Here is a 13,352-nt window from a genome sequence, read left to right as displayed (position 1 = left end):
GGGCCCGGGGCCACTACGCTCGGACGCGTGGCAACGGACTCCCTGGCCGTCGGCCAGCGTTCGCTCGGTGACCCCGCCGTCGGCTACCCCCTGTGGCCGCCGCTGACGGAGGGCTGCCCGCGGACCAGCACGGACACCGTCTCCTACCCCGTCGAGGTCGACTACGCCTACGACCGCGTCCCGGACGGCCTGTTCGGCGCCCCGGGCACCTCCCCCCGGCACGGCCTGGACCGCTGGGCGCCCCTGCTGCCGCCGCTCACGGCGCCGGGACTGGGCGAGGGCGGCACCCCGCTGGTCGACCTGGGCGGCGGCGTCCTGGTCAAGGACGAGTCGCGCAATCCGACCTGGAGCCACAAGGACCGCCTCAACCGCTGCACGGTCAGCGCGGCCCTCGCCTGCGGCGCGCCCGGCGTCGTCGTCGCCTCCTCCGGCAACCACGGTGCCTCCGCCGCCGCGTACGCCGCCCGGGCCGGACTGCGCTGCATCGTCCTCACCTCCCCGCAGGCGCCCCCGGCGGTCGTCTCCTTCCTGCACGCCTACGGTGCCGAGGTGCTGCCCGTGCCCGTGGAGGCGCGCTGGCCGCTGGTCCGCCGCATCAGCGAGGAGTACGGCCTCCACCCGGTGAGCAACCTGACCCCGACGCACACCGGGCACCCCTTCGGCGCGGAGGGCTACAAGACCGTCGCGTACGAGGTCTTCGGCGACGTCGGCGTCCCCGCGGCGGTGTTCGTCCCCACCGGCTACGGGGAGCTGCTCTTCGGCATCGCCAAGGGCTTCGCCGAACTCCGCCGCCTCGGCCTCACCTCCGCCGTCCCGCGCCTGTTCAGCTGCGAGCCCGCCGCGGGCGGCCCGCTCGCCGCCGCCCTCCGCCGGGGACTGCCCGCGGTCACCGTGCCGGTCGCCCCGACGGCCGCCTACTCCATCGCCTGCCAGGTGGGGAGTTACCGCGGGGTTCCCGCGATACGCGACAGCGGCGGCGAGGCCCTGCTCGTCACCGACGCCGAACTGGCCGCGGCGCGCGCCGAGCTGGCCCGCGCCGGCCTGTGGACGGAGCTGTCCGCCGCGGCCGGACTGGCCGGGCTCCGCCAGTACGGCGCGGACCGCTTCGACGGCCCCGTGGTGTGCGTGTCGACGTCCAGCGGCTTCAAGGACATCGAAGTGGGAACCCTGCCCGTGCCGCCGCCCGCCCCCGACTGGGACACGGTGCTGCGCCGTCTGGGTGAGCCCGGCCCCTAGGGACTGTCGTCAAATTCCCGCCTGCCCCGCGCCGCCTGGCACGGCACCTCGCTGCGTTGTCGAATCGTCCGAGTAGCCCACTACGAGGACGACTCTCCGCCTTGCGATGCACCGCACCAGACACCGCGGGGCCCGCCCTCCGGGCGGCCGACGTCAATTCGACGACAGGCCCTAGGATGACCCCGTGCGCGACTTCGCGGTCTTCAGCGGCAGTGCCCACCCTCGACTGGCCGCGGAGCTCTGCGCCCATCTGGGCGTGCCGCTCAGCCCGGCGCGCGTCAGCCGCTTCGCCAACGACTGTCTGGAAGTGCAGTTGCAGGCCAACTGCCGTGAACGGGACGTCTTCCTGATCCAGCCGCTGGTCGCCCCGGTCCAGGAGCACCTGGTGGAACTGCTGCTGATGTGCGACGCCGCACGGGGCGCCTCCGCGGGCCGGATCACCGTCGTCATGCCGCACTACGCCTACGCGCGCTCGGACAAGAAGGACGCCCCCCGGATCTCGATCGGGGGGCGTCTCGTCGCCGACCTGCTGGTCGCGGCGGGCGCGAGCCGGGTGCTCACCATGACCCTGCACTCCCCGCAGGTGCACGGCTTCTTCAGCGTCCCCGTCGACCACCTGCACGCGCTGCGCGAGCTGGCCGCCCACTTCCGCGGCAACGACCTGTCGCGCACCACGGTGGTCTCCCCGGACCTGGGCAACGCCAAGGAGGCGGCCGCCTTCGCCCGGATGCTGGGGGTGCAGGTCGCGGCCGGGGCCAAGCAGCGGTTCGCCGACGACCGGGTCAGCATCGGATCGGTGATCGGCGAGGTCGCCGGCCGGGACGTGATCGTCCTGGACGACGAGATCGCCAAGGGCAGCACGGTCCTGGAACTGCTGGCGCGGCTGCGCGAGCTCGGCGCCCGTTCGGTCCGCGTCGCCTGCACGCACGGCCTGTTCGCGGCGGGCGCCCTCAAGCGCCTGTCGGAGCAGCCCGACGTGCTGGAGATCGTGTGCACCAACACGGTGCCCGTGCCGGAGGAGCAGCACACCGAGAAGCTGCGGGTGCTCTCCGTGGCGCCCGCCCTGGCCGAGGCCGTGCGGCGGATCCACGACGGCGAGTCGGTCAGCGCCCTGTTCGACCCGGCCTGATCAGCCGTCCCCGCGTGCCGCGTCGGCGTCCGCCGCGGCGGCCGCGCTCTCCGCGTCGTCGACGATGCGGGAGAAACCGGACGGAGCCGCCGGAGCCGACGGAGCTGCCGGGGCGGTCGGGGCCGAGGCGGAACCGCCGGACGGGCCGCAGGCGGTGAGCAGTCCCGCGCAGGCCGCCGCGGCCACGGCCAGTGCCGCGAGGCGGCGGGTCACGAGGCGGCCCCGTTGTCGTGGGAGGCGCACCAGCTGCGGACCCGCGCGAGGTCGGTGCGGCGCTTCTCCAGGGTCGGCACGAGGGACTTGCGGAAGGTCAGCCGGTCGTTGAGGTAGGTCGCGATCTCGTCGTGCCCGGCGGCCTTGGCGCCTGCGACCCGCTTCTCCAGCCGTTCGACCGAACCGCGCCGGGTGACCGGCCCGTTCAGCCGCTTGAGCGCGCGGTCGATGCGCGCGTCGATCTTCCCGGCGCGCTTGCACAGGCCCTTGGCGCCGTCCCCGGTGGGCGCGGCGGCCGGGGACGGGCTGCCGCTGTCGGCGGTGGCCGGGCCGGCGAGGCCCAGCAGGGTGACGACGGTGGCCAGGGCCACGACGGTGGTGCGGGCTCGCATGAGGTCCTCCCTCGGGTCGGAAGCGCTGAGCGCCTTCACCACGGAAGCTAGGGACCGTCTTTGTGGAAACCTTGTGGCTCCCCGGAGCGTTCCGACAGCCAGTCGCGGCGCGGCAGCGGCAGGGTCGGTTCCGGGTCGCGGACGCCGCTGAGCGGGAGCCGCACCTCGAAACGGGTGCCGGGCGTGCCGTCGGGCCGGTCCAGCACGGTGATCGTCCCCCGGTGCAGCGCGATCTGCTGGGCGACCAGGGTCAGTCCGAGCCCGGAACCGGGGCTGTCGGGACGCCGGTGGAAGCGGGCGAAGACGGCGGCCCGCGCCTCGGGCGGGATGCCGGGGCCGTGGTCGTCGACGGTGAGGACGACGGCCGGGGCGCGCTCGTCGCGGCTGCGCCGCAGCAGCACCTCCACGTCGGGCCGCCCTCCCGGAGCGCGGCCGTGGACGGCGGCGTTGGCCAGCAGGTTGTCCGTCAACGAGCGCAGCCCCTGCTCCCAGCCGTGGACGAGGAGGCCCGGCGCGGCCGTCACCTCGACCCGCGCCTCGGGGTGGCGGCGCCTCAGGCCGGCCGCGGAGGCGTCGACGAGTTCGGCCGCGTCGACCGGGCCGAAGGCGTCCTCCTCGACGAGGTCGCCCTGGGCCAGGGCGCGCAGCATGACCAGCAGGCCCAGCACGCGGGCGTGTTCGGCGCGCAGGTCGTCCACGACCTCCTGGCGTTCGTCGTCCGGCAGGCCGGGGTGGCCGGCGAGGATGTCGAGGTTGGTGCCCATGCTCATCAGCGGGTTCCGCAGCTCGTGGGAGGCGACCGCGGCGAACGAGCGGGCGGTGGCGAGCGCCTCGCCGGTCCTGGCGGCCTGCTCGTCGTAACGGGCGAGCACGGTCTGCAGCGTGTGCGCCAGGTCGTCGACCTCGGTGATCCGGGCCGGGGTGTGGTCCAGGCGTACGGCGCTGACGCGCGGGTCGAGGCCGCTCGCACGCTGCTGGAGCCGGCGCAGCGGGCGGACGGCTCGGCCCGCCGCGGCCCAGGCCAGCAGCCCGGACACGGGGGCGGCCAGCAACGCCACCGTCACCACCCGGCGGCGCACCTGCTGCAGCTGGGTCTTCGTGGCGGCGTCCGGCGAGAACAGCCACAAGGTGCCCTGGACCCCCTTGCGGCCGCCGTTCACCGGTACCGACAGCACGCGCCAGCGGGCACCCCCGGCCCGGATCGTGACCGGTGCGGACGCGCGGGCGGGCAGCGGCGCCGACGCGTCCGGCTGGGGGCCGCCCGACACCGTGCCCTCGGGACCGGTCAGCCGGATCCCCACGTCGAGGGCGGAGCTGAACAGCCTGCGGGTGCGGGCCTGTTCGGCGGCCGGACGGTCCGCGGCGGTGGCCCGCAGCAGGGCCTTGGCGTCCGCCGCGACGGCCGTGGCGCGCTCCCGCAGATGGGCGTCCTGCTGGGCGTGCAGGTCGGCGGCGACCAGCCGGATCAGCAGCGCCCCGGAGGCGAGGACGAGCAGCGGGACGACCACGCCCACGGCGAGCGCCACCCGCGTGGACAGCCTCACGACCGGTCACCCCGGTCGTCCCGGTCGTCCCGCAGGACGAAGCCGACGCCGCGCACCGTGTGCAGGATCCGCGGCCGCCCGCCCGCCTCCATCTTGCGCCGCAGATAGCTGACGAAGGTGTCCACGGCGTCCGTGCGCACGTCGAAGTCGTAGCCCCAGACCCGGTCCAGCAACTGGTCGCGGGTGAGCACCAGCCCGGCGTTGCGCGCGAAGACCTCCAGCAGCTCGAACTCCCGCCGGGTCAGCGCCAGGGGCTCCCCGTCCAGCCGGGCCTCCCGCGTCGCGGGGTCGACCAGCAGGCCCCCGGCGCGCACCCGCCCGCCCGCGGCGGGGGGACGGCGGCGCAGCAGCGCCCGCAACCGCAGCACCAGTTCCTGCAGCGCGAACGGCTTGACCAGGTAGTCGTCCCCGCCGGCCTGGAGCCCGGCGACCCGGTCGGCCGCCTCGTCCAGGGCGGAGAGCATCAGGACCGGGACGTCGTTGTCCTCCTCGCGCAGCGCGCGGCACACCTCGATCCCGCTGAGGTCGGGCATCGAGATGTCGAGCACCACCACGTCCGGCGCCCCCTCGCGTACGGCGGCGAGCGCGGCCCTGCCGCCGTCGGCCAGGCTCACCGAGAAGCCGTCCAGCCGCAGCCCCCGCTGCAGCGACCGGCGTATGGCCGCGTCGTCGTCGGCGACCAGGACCCGGCCACCCGTGTGCGCATCGGTTCTCACGGCCGCGATGGTAGGCGCAACCGCCCGGCCACGAGCAGGCCCCGTGGCGAGCGCCGGGTCAGATGTCCAGCCGGTACGGAAGGAGGCAGACGACGGCGTCGGTGCGGGCGCGCAGGATCGTGGCGAGGAGGATGCCGCGCTGGTTCTGCAGGATGCGGTACCGGGCGTGGCGCGGCTGGATCTCGGGGATGAGGACGGCGATCTGCCGGCCGTCCCGCGACATGCGGCGGACGTAGGAGAGGATCGGCAGCACCAGTGAGCGGTGCGGGCTCTCGATGACGTCGAGGCGGACGCCGGGCTGCCAGCGGGCCCACGTGTCGAGCAGGTCGCGCGCCTTGTCCTGGTCGGGCTCGACGGTCACCGCGACGACCTCGTCGCCGAGGGCGATGGCGGCGGTCAGCGCGTGCCGGGCGAGCCTGCTGACCCCGCCGAGGGGCACGATGACCAGGCTGTTGGTGCGCCGCGGCCGGTCGGGGACGGTGCCGAGGCCGAGTTCCCTGCCGACCTCCGCGTAGTAGTGCTCGATGCGGGCGAAGAGCAGCATCAGCAGGGGCACCACGACCACGACCATCCACGCGCCCTCGGTGAACTTGGTGGTCACCAGGATCACCCCGGCCAGCGCGGTCAGCAGGGCCCCCAGCCCGTTGAGCGCCGCGCGCCGCACCCAGCCGCGCGGGCGTGCCCCCGCCCAGTGCCGGACGAGCCCGGTCTGGCTGATGGTGAAGCCGGTGAACACCCCGATGGCGTAGAGCGGGATGAGACGTTGCGTCTGCGCGTCGACGGCGGTGATCAGCAGCGCCGCCACCACGGCCAGGGCGACCACGCCGTAGCGGTAGACGGGCCGCTCGGCGCGCAGCCCGAACACGTGGGGCAGCCGGTTGTCCCGGGCGAGCAGGCTCATCAGCACCGGCAGGCCGCCGAAGCTGGTGTTCGCGGCCAGCCCGAGGACGAGGGTGACCAGGAGGTTGCTGACGTAGTACGGCCACCCGGTGCCGAAGGAGCCCGCGGTCAGCTGGGCCAGCAGGGTCACGCCGCCGCGCGGGGCGACCTCGTCCCGGCGGATGAGGAACGCCAGCCCGATCAGCATCAGCCCCAGCAGCGCACCGAGCATCAGTTCCGTGCGCTGGGCGCGGCGCACCTTGGGCGGCCGGAAGGAGGGCACGGCGTTGGCGATGGCCTCCACCCCGGTCAGGGCGGAGCAGCCGGAGGAGAAGGCCTTCAGGATCAGCAGGACGCTCAGCGCCTCGGTGACGTGGACGGGCTGCGGGGTGCCGACGACGGCCGCGGGGTGGTCGCGCAGCAGGCCGGCGACGACGATCCCCGCGATGGACAGGACGAACAGCGCGGCGGGCAGCATCAGCACCCGCGCGCTGTCGGCGACGCCGCGCAGGTTCACCAGGGTGAGCAGGGCCAGCCCGCCCAGGCAGATCTCCAGCAGGTAGGGGGTGAGCGAGGGGAACGCCGAGGCGAGGCTGGCGGCGCCGGCGGCCAGGCTGACGGCGACGGTGAGCACGTAGTCGACGACCAGACTGCCCGCCGCGAGCAGGCTCACCCGCCTCCCGAGGTCCTTCTTGGCCACGGCGTAGGAGCCGCCGCCGTCCGGGTGCACCGCGATGACCTGCCCGTACGAGATGACCAGGACGACCAGCAGCCCCGCGATGACCAGCATGACGGGCAGCGTCACGGTCAGGGCCGCGGTGCCGGCGGCGATCAGCACGAGGACGATGGCCTCGGGGCCGTACGCCACCGAGCTGAGGGCGTCCAGCGACAGCGCGGCGAGCCCCTGGACGCTGGTGAGCAGGGAGCGGTCCCCCTCGCCGTGCCGCAGCGGCACCCTGGGCCGCTCCTGGCCGCGTGCCAGGCCGAAGGTCATCGCCCGCCCGCCGGCTGCGTCTGGCTCATGGCTGGTCTCCTCCGCCGGCGGGCTCTCCCGTCAGCCTCCGGCGGCGGCCTTCCCGGCGCAGCGCGGAGCGGCCGATCGGGTGAGCGGTCAGTCCGGCCGGGCCAGGAACTCCACGACGGCGAGGACGAACACGACGGCGAGGGCGAGCCCCAGGACGACCCAGCCGGTCGGGTAGGACCAGAAGGCGAGCGCGAGGGCCGCGGCGGCGACGACGATCCAGCCGACCAGCACCTTGTGGCGGACGAGCCAGGGGCCGACGGGACCGGTCCGCAGCCCCACCCGGTGCGCCGCGTCGCCCGCGCCGCCCAGCACGGACTCCCACACCCCTCGGGTGCGGCGGGCGTACCGCCCGGGCCCGCTCAGCCAGGCGCCCAGCGCGACGACGACGCCCAGCACGAACACGGCGCGGACGGTCCCGCGCAGGAAGCGGATCAGGGTGTCGTAGACCGTCCCCGCGGCCTGCTGGTCGACGCTCGCGGGCAGCGCGTCGAGGTAGATCGCCCGGAAGACGGTCAACGCAGCACCGAGCACGAGGGCGGCGGCCGCGAAGCCCAGCGCGGCCGCGACCAGGGCGCGCCGCCTGCGGACGGCGAGCAGCACACCCGCGGCCGCGAGGACGACGGCGACGATCGGCAGCCAGAAACCGGCGAGCTGCAGGAGCCGGAAGGCGGTCCTGATCTTGCCGACCTTGTCGGAGCGGACGACGGTGAAGTCGGTGTGGATCTCGGGGATCTTCGCGGCGATCGTCAGGCCCGCGTCGACCAGCCGCTGCTTGACCCGCTCGATGACCGGGGCGAGGTCGATGGCCACGGTGTCGTTGGTGAGCTTGACCGCGCCGCCTCCCTGGCCGGTCAGCGCCTTGTCCAGCGAGTCGTGGATCCTGCGGTTGGCTTCGGTCCAGGCCTTCTCGAAGACGTCGCTGCGCACGACCTTGTCCGCCGTCGAGTGCACCAGGCTCTGGATGCCGCTGGTCAGGGGGCCGGAGACGCGGCCCAGCAGCTCGTCCAGGCGGGGGCGGTCCTGCGGGGCGACCTCGTCCAGGAGGCTCTTGACGTCGATCTGCTGCATCACCACGGACGTGATGCGGTTGGCGGCGGCGTTCTGGACGGCGGGGTCGCTCGCCAGGGGCGCCACGGTGGCGACGTAGCGGTCGGTGTCCCCGATCTCGGAGTCGACCCAGACCGCCAGCGCGCTCAGCGGCACCAGGACGCAGGCCACGACGATGAACAGGGCGGAGAAGAAGGCCCGCACGGGCCGTCGTCGGAGAGGCGGCGGGGCCTGCGGTCCGGCGTGTGCGGGAACGGTCTCCCGCGCCTCCAGTGCCGACAGCCGGGCACGCAGTTCGGCGAGATCGTCACGCCTCCGGGGCGCTGAATCCGCCATGCCACCGCCGCCTCTCCTTCACCACGCGCCACGGCAATTTAATACGTATGGTGAATGATGTGCCATTTGAGGCGCATGAGTCTGTGGAGGTAGGCAATGACGAGGCCGTACCGGGGCCGCGCGGTGTGCGCGGTGGTCGTACTGTCCGCCGTCGCGCTCACCGCGAGCGCCTGCTCGGACAACGACAGCACCCCCGCCGAGAAGGCGTCGAAGGCCGCGTCCGCCGCGTCCTCGCTGGTGTCCGAGGGCGCGGAGGCCGTCGCCTCGGCGACCGCCGCCGCGCAGTCCCAGCTGGCGAAGATCAAGAACGGTGTCAACGCGAAGGACGACGTCAAGCTCGACCCCGTGACCGTCGAGGGCGGCAAGGCCACCACCAAGGTCACGGCCACCAACAGCGGCGACAAGCAGGCCACGTACACCGTCGAGGTGACCTTCCGCGACACCAGCGGGAACCTCCTCGACGCCGCCGTGGTCAACGTCGCCGACGTGGCCCCGCAGAAGTCCGGCGAGGCCACGGTACGCAGCAACCGCGACCTGACGGGCACGGTCGAGGCCCAGGTGGAGCGGGCGCTGCGGCACTGAAGCACCATCACCGCGAGGAGGCAGCCATGGCAGCCACCGGCACGACACCCAGGACCGGCAACCACCGCAACGGTTGGGTCAGCGGCGGGGTCACCTTCGCCGGCGTCCTGTTGCTGGTCGACGGTGTCCTGGCGATCTTCCAGGGCATCTCGGGGATCGCCGCCGACAACGTGTACGCGCGCGTCGGCACTTACGTCTACAAGTTCAGCCTGACCGGGTGGGGATGGATCCACCTGGTCCTCGGAGTGCTCCTGGTGGTCACCGGAACGGGGCTGCTCAGCGGCGCCGCGCTCTGGTCACGCATCATGGGTGTCGTCCTGGCGGGCCTGGGCATCATCGTGAACTTCCTGTACCTGCCCTACCTGCCGTTCTGGTCGGTCATCCTGATCGCGCTCGACATCTTCATCATCTGGGCGCTCGCCCACTACCGGCCGGAGCGCTCACCGGCCGCCTGACCGCCGCCCCCGGGCTGGTCGCCGTGGAACACCGCGCCCACGGTGAGGCACACCGTCGCCACGACGCACAACGCGATCAGCCCGGACAGCAGGGTGAACACCGAACCCAGCGAGCCGTACGTCTGCAGGCTGCGGTTGAGCGCCGTCGGCACGTACAGCGGCGCGGCGAAGACGGCCGTCTCCAGGACCACCGCGGTGAGCAGCGCACCCGGCAGCAGCGGCCACCATCCGATCCGGCCGCCCAGCAGCAGGTGCTGGGTCCACCACCAGAGGCCCACCGCGCTCACCAGGGACAGCGGGACGCCGAGCCAGCGGCCGGCGCCGAAGCCCTCCCGCAGCGGCCCCTGGACCGCCAGGTAGAGCAGCGCCGCGCACACCCAGGCGAACCAGCGCCAGGCCGCGATCCGCGCCGCCGACTTCGGCAGGTGCCAGGCGCGTTCGCACACCCGCTGCATCGCCCGGCTGCAGGCCGTCGCCGACAGCAGGGCCATCAGGGTGCCCACCACGCCCACCGTCCCCCGCAGGTTCCCGGGATCGGACTCGTAGACCGAGCGCAGCTGGTCACGGGCGGGACCGGAGAGCCCCAGCACCCGCACCAGCGAGTCCAGGAGTTCCTTGCGCACGCCCTCCGGCGCGAGGGACGCGATGACGAACAGCAGCGGCACGGCGGTCAGGAAGGCCTGGGCGGCCAGCCGGGTGGCGGCGTCCAGCACGTTGACGCTCAGCAGCCGGGCGGCGAGCCGGGTGATGATGGGGAACCGCCGCTCCGTGTCGGCCCGCAGGGCGCGCGCCCGCTCCGGCAGGTCCGCGAACCGCGCACGGAGCCCCTCCGCGATCCTGACCCGTGGCCGCCCTTTCACAGTCCGACTATTTTTCAGCCCGCCGGGCCCCGCAACCGGGGGCGCCGGCACCGGCCCGCCGACCGCCCGGACGAACCTGAAGCGGGCCGCCGCGAGTTGTCCGCGCCCCGGGCCACCGGCGGCCGGCCGCCTGAGCGCGCCCTCAGCCCCGCGCCGCGCGCCACCGCGCGACGACGTCCTCCACCTCGTACGGGACGAGGTTGAGCGGCGGGCCGTCCATGGGGGTGCGCAGGCCCGTGCGGATCTTGTCGTTGACCTCCTCGACGATGCGGCGCACCTCGGGTTCCGAGGGGGCACGGGAGGCGGCGTCCATCGCGTCCTCCACCTCCTTGCGCAGCCTGAGGCTGGCCGGGAGGTGGGACAGCCCCTCACGGGCCATCTTCTCCCTGATCCACCACAGCTCGTCGTAGGGCCGGTCCAGACCGGCCAGCGGCTTGCCCGCGCCGGGCAGGTTGTCGAAGGCGCCGCGCTCCGCCGCCTCCCGGATCCGCTTGTCGACCCAGGACTCGAAGGGGACGCCCGGTGGCTTGCGCTCCGTCATGGGGTCGATTCTCCCTCCCGCCGGCCCAGGGCGGGAAGGGCGGGGTGGGCGGGGGCGACGTGCGCCGGCCGGGCCGCCGGTCCGCGGTCACGAGCCCCACCCGGGGACCGTGCGCAGGCCCCTCCAGCGGCACCACGCGCATCCCCGCGGGCAACCCGAACATGTGCAGCCAGGCGTGCGAGATGACGCTCGACCAGCGCCCGCCCGAGCCCGCCAGGTGCGCGTACGGCCCGGCGCCCGAGTCGGTCTCGACGGCCGGTGACGCGGTGACCCCGTCCGCGGCGAAGCACTCGTCCATGATCCGGCGGTTGCGCATCCGCGACGACAGCAGGCACAGCGGCAGCGCGACCGCCTGCGCCCAACGCGCCACCGGCGGCCCGGCCGGCGGCGCGTCCGCGGGGGTGAGCAGCAGGTAGCGCTCCTCGTAGAGCGGGAAGCGGCGCACGTGGCGCAGGGCGTCGTCGTCCAGGTACGTCATCGCCGCGTCGAGCTCGCACTCCGCGCGCCGGTCGCTGATCTCCCGTGAGGACAGCGACTCCAGGCTGACCCGCACCCCCGGGTACCGCTCGCAGAACGGCGTCGTCAGCAGGGACGCAGCGGTCAGCGCCGTGGGTATCGCGCCGAGCCGCAGCGTGCCGGCCGGCCCGCCGCGCATCTCGGAGAGTTCCTGCCGCACCGCATCCCGTTCCGCCAGGATGCGGTGCGCCCACAGCAGTACCCGTTCGCCCTCCGGGGTCAGCCCATAGAAGGGCCGGCCCCGCCGCACGATCGGCACGTCCAGGTCGCGTTCCAGCGTGCGGATGCCGGCCGACAGCGAGGGCTGCGAGACGAAGCAGACGTCGGCGGCGCGGGCGAAGTGCCGTTCCCTGGCGAGGGCCCCCAGGTACTCGAGTTGGCGAAGCAGCGTGGCTCACGGTCGCACACGCCGCGCCGCCGCGTTACTCCCCCGCGGGCGTCCAGCCCTGGGCGCGCAGCACCGCCGCGACGTCGGGCGCCCGGTAGTGCTCGCCCTTGAGGACCTTGCCGTCGGCCCGCAGGGTGGGCCGGCCGTCGGGGCCCAGCTTGCTCATGTTGGCGCGGTGGATCTCCGCGATGACCTCGTCCAGGTCGATGCCGTGCACCAGCGCGGTGCCGTACGCGACGTAGACCACGTCGGCCAGTTCGTGCGCGAGATGGTCCAGGGGACCGGTCCCGGAGGCCTCGGCGACCTCGGCCACCTCCTCGGCGAGCAGGTCCTGACGGTGCGCCGCGTGCTCGGGCGTGATCTCGGTCGGACGGGGGCGGACGTCGAGGCCGAAGGCGGTGTGGAACTCACGGACCAGGCCGGCGGGGGAGGATCGCATTCCGCCGATCGTAGTGCCCGCTCAGACGCCCTGGCCGCCCCCCGCCGCCGTAGCCCCCGTCCACCCGGATGGCGGTGATGCCGCTGATGTGCCGGGCCCCGCAGCGGTCCTGGGGCAGCACCAGTTGCGGGCCGCAGGCGTCCAGCGGGGTGCCGTCGATGCGGGTGGCCAGCAGCACGGGGGCGTGCCCGAAGTCCGGGTCGATCTCGGCCCAGGACAGCAACGCGTGGTGACCGTCCGCCCCGGTCACGGCGATGAGGAAGCGCAACCGGTCCTTGCGGCGGCCGGGGTCGAAGCCGGGACCGGCCGAGCACAGCACCTCGTGGAGCAACGGGCCCTCGAAACGATGGTGCTGCACACCGCTGGTCCGGCACTCGAAGCTCACCCAGGCCGTGTGCTGGGGCCAGGCGCGCAGGTCGGGCACCGTGAGCGGCGCGGGGCGGGCCAGGTCGCCGCTCAGGCTGAAGCCGGCGAGCCCCGGCGGCGGCGCGGAAACGGACACGGTCACGGGCTTCCACCTCCCCCGATCACCGTACCCATGCACGGCGGTCGCGGAAACGCACATGCGACCCTCCACGCGCCGTGATCCAGCTGATGCAATCCGACAAGGGGCTTCCCGCTCGCATCTGCGTCACTATGATCGAGTCATGCACACCTACCGGATCGGCGAGGCGGCCGCAGTCATGGGCGTGAGCGCCGACACCCTCAGGCGCTGGGTCGACGGCGGGCGGCTGCGGGCGGAGCGCGACGAGCAGGGCCGGCGCATCATCGAGGGTCCCGATCTGGCCGCCTTCGCCCGGGAGTTCAACCGCACCGAACGCGAGCACACCGGCTCCTCGGCCCGCAACCGCTTCGCGGGCATCGTCACCGAGGTGATCCTCGGCGACGTCTCCGCGCAGGTGGAGATCCAGGCCGGCCCGTTCCGCGTGGTGTCCATGATCAGCCGGGAGTCGGCCGAGGAGCTGAAGCTCGAGCCCGGCGTCCCGGCGGTCGCCGTCATCAAGTCGACCAACGTGGTCGTCGAGAGACCGTAGAGACTCGGAGGAGCAGCCCTG

At 74.0% G+C, this 13,352-nt stretch carries 15 protein-coding genes and 1 pseudogene; 5 read left to right on the top strand and 11 right to left on the bottom strand.

What is annotated here, in order from left to right:
- The first annotated feature begins 27 nt into the window (after positions 1 to 27).
- Both ACFYYN_RS01200 and ACFYYN_RS01195 read left to right on the top strand, forming a co-directional pair.
- Positions 28 to 1,236, top strand: coding sequence for a threonine synthase (locus ACFYYN_RS01200; RefSeq protein WP_500544240.1), 1,209 nt, complete (start codon positions 28 to 30; stop codon positions 1,234 to 1,236).
- Between the two features lie 184 nt (positions 1,237 to 1,420).
- Positions 1,421 to 2,365 (top strand): ribose-phosphate diphosphokinase, encoded by a 945-nt coding sequence (locus tag ACFYYN_RS01195; protein ID WP_500544239.1) that lies wholly within the window; start codon positions 1,421 to 1,423, stop codon positions 2,363 to 2,365.
- On the opposite strand, the gene ACFYYN_RS01190 is transcribed toward ACFYYN_RS01195, so the two are convergent.
- The 6 genes from ACFYYN_RS01190 to ACFYYN_RS01165 form a co-directional block, all read right to left on the bottom strand.
- A complete protein-coding gene (locus ACFYYN_RS01190; RefSeq protein ID WP_500544238.1) occupies positions 2,366 to 2,578 on the bottom strand; it encodes a hypothetical protein in 213 nt (70 codons plus the stop codon).
- Complete coding sequence (locus ACFYYN_RS01185) at positions 2,575 to 2,970, bottom strand: hypothetical protein (RefSeq protein ID WP_500544237.1); 396 nt, start codon at positions 2,968 to 2,970, stop codon at positions 2,575 to 2,577. Before ACFYYN_RS01185 ends, ACFYYN_RS01190 begins: the two co-directional genes overlap by 4 nt.
- 47 nt (positions 2,971 to 3,017) lie before the next feature.
- On the bottom strand, positions 3,018 to 4,514 hold the full coding sequence (locus ACFYYN_RS01180; RefSeq protein WP_500544236.1) for a sensor histidine kinase: 1,497 nt from the start codon (positions 4,512 to 4,514) through the stop codon (positions 3,018 to 3,020).
- Complete coding sequence (locus ACFYYN_RS01175; RefSeq protein ID WP_500544235.1) at positions 4,511 to 5,230, bottom strand: response regulator transcription factor; 720 nt, start codon at positions 5,228 to 5,230, stop codon at positions 4,511 to 4,513. Before ACFYYN_RS01175 ends, ACFYYN_RS01180 begins: the two co-directional genes overlap by 4 nt.
- A 58-nt stretch (positions 5,231 to 5,288) precedes the next feature.
- Positions 5,289 to 7,103, bottom strand: coding sequence for an APC family permease (locus tag ACFYYN_RS01170; protein ID WP_500544234.1), 1,815 nt, complete (start codon positions 7,101 to 7,103; stop codon positions 5,289 to 5,291).
- Between the two features lie 117 nt (positions 7,104 to 7,220).
- Positions 7,221 to 8,516, bottom strand: a complete 1,296-nt coding sequence (locus ACFYYN_RS01165; RefSeq protein WP_500544233.1) for a hypothetical protein — start codon at positions 8,514 to 8,516, stop codon at positions 7,221 to 7,223.
- Positions 8,517 to 8,612: 96 nt separating this feature from the next.
- On the opposite strand from ACFYYN_RS01165, the gene ACFYYN_RS01160 reads away from it, so the two are divergent.
- Together ACFYYN_RS01160 and ACFYYN_RS01155 are read left to right on the top strand one after the other, a co-directional pair.
- Positions 8,613 to 9,098, top strand: coding sequence for a hypothetical protein (locus ACFYYN_RS01160; protein ID WP_500544232.1), 486 nt, complete (start codon positions 8,613 to 8,615; stop codon positions 9,096 to 9,098).
- A 26-nt stretch (positions 9,099 to 9,124) separates the two neighbouring features.
- Positions 9,125 to 9,553 carry a DUF7144 family membrane protein gene (locus ACFYYN_RS01155; RefSeq protein WP_499512780.1) on the top strand — a complete coding sequence of 143 codons (429 nt, stop codon included), beginning with the start codon at positions 9,125 to 9,127 and terminating at the stop codon, positions 9,551 to 9,553.
- On the opposite strand, the gene ACFYYN_RS01150 is transcribed toward ACFYYN_RS01155, so the two are convergent.
- The 5 genes and pseudogenes from ACFYYN_RS01150 to ACFYYN_RS01130 all read right to left on the bottom strand — a co-directional run bounded on the left by ACFYYN_RS01150 (position 9,523) and on the right by ACFYYN_RS01130 (position 12,805).
- Positions 9,523 to 10,413, bottom strand: coding sequence for a YhjD/YihY/BrkB family envelope integrity protein (locus ACFYYN_RS01150; RefSeq protein ID WP_500544231.1), 891 nt, complete (start codon positions 10,411 to 10,413; stop codon positions 9,523 to 9,525). The two genes, ACFYYN_RS01155 and ACFYYN_RS01150, sit on opposite strands and share 31 nt — an antisense overlap.
- Before the next feature lie 142 nt (positions 10,414 to 10,555).
- Positions 10,556 to 10,954 (bottom strand): DnaJ family domain-containing protein, encoded by a 399-nt coding sequence (locus ACFYYN_RS01145; protein ID WP_500544230.1) that lies wholly within the window; start codon positions 10,952 to 10,954, stop codon positions 10,556 to 10,558.
- A 130-nt stretch (positions 10,955 to 11,084) separates the two neighbouring features.
- Positions 11,085 to 11,858: pseudogene (locus ACFYYN_RS01140) on the bottom strand (LysR family transcriptional regulator); the annotation flags it as partial.
- A gap of 34 nt (positions 11,859 to 11,892) precedes the next feature.
- Positions 11,893 to 12,297, bottom strand: a complete 405-nt coding sequence (locus tag ACFYYN_RS01135; protein ID WP_500322439.1) for a pyrophosphohydrolase domain-containing protein — start codon at positions 12,295 to 12,297, stop codon at positions 11,893 to 11,895.
- Positions 12,266 to 12,805 (bottom strand): molybdopterin-dependent oxidoreductase, encoded by a 540-nt coding sequence (locus ACFYYN_RS01130; RefSeq protein WP_500544229.1) that lies wholly within the window; start codon positions 12,803 to 12,805, stop codon positions 12,266 to 12,268. Before ACFYYN_RS01130 ends, ACFYYN_RS01135 begins: the two co-directional genes overlap by 32 nt.
- A 139-nt stretch (positions 12,806 to 12,944) precedes the next feature.
- On the opposite strand from ACFYYN_RS01130, the gene ACFYYN_RS01125 reads away from it, so the two are divergent.
- A complete protein-coding gene (locus tag ACFYYN_RS01125; protein ID WP_500368121.1) occupies positions 12,945 to 13,331 on the top strand; it encodes a TOBE domain-containing protein in 387 nt (128 codons plus the stop codon).
- The last annotated feature ends 21 nt before the right edge of the window (positions 13,332 to 13,352 follow it).

Source organism: Streptomyces sp. NPDC001902 (genome assembly GCF_042891295.1).
Lineage (GTDB): Bacteria > Actinomycetota > Actinomycetes > Streptomycetales > Streptomycetaceae > Actinacidiphila.
Note: the sequence above shows the minus strand (reverse complement) of the source record. Positions and strands in the feature narration are given on the sequence as shown.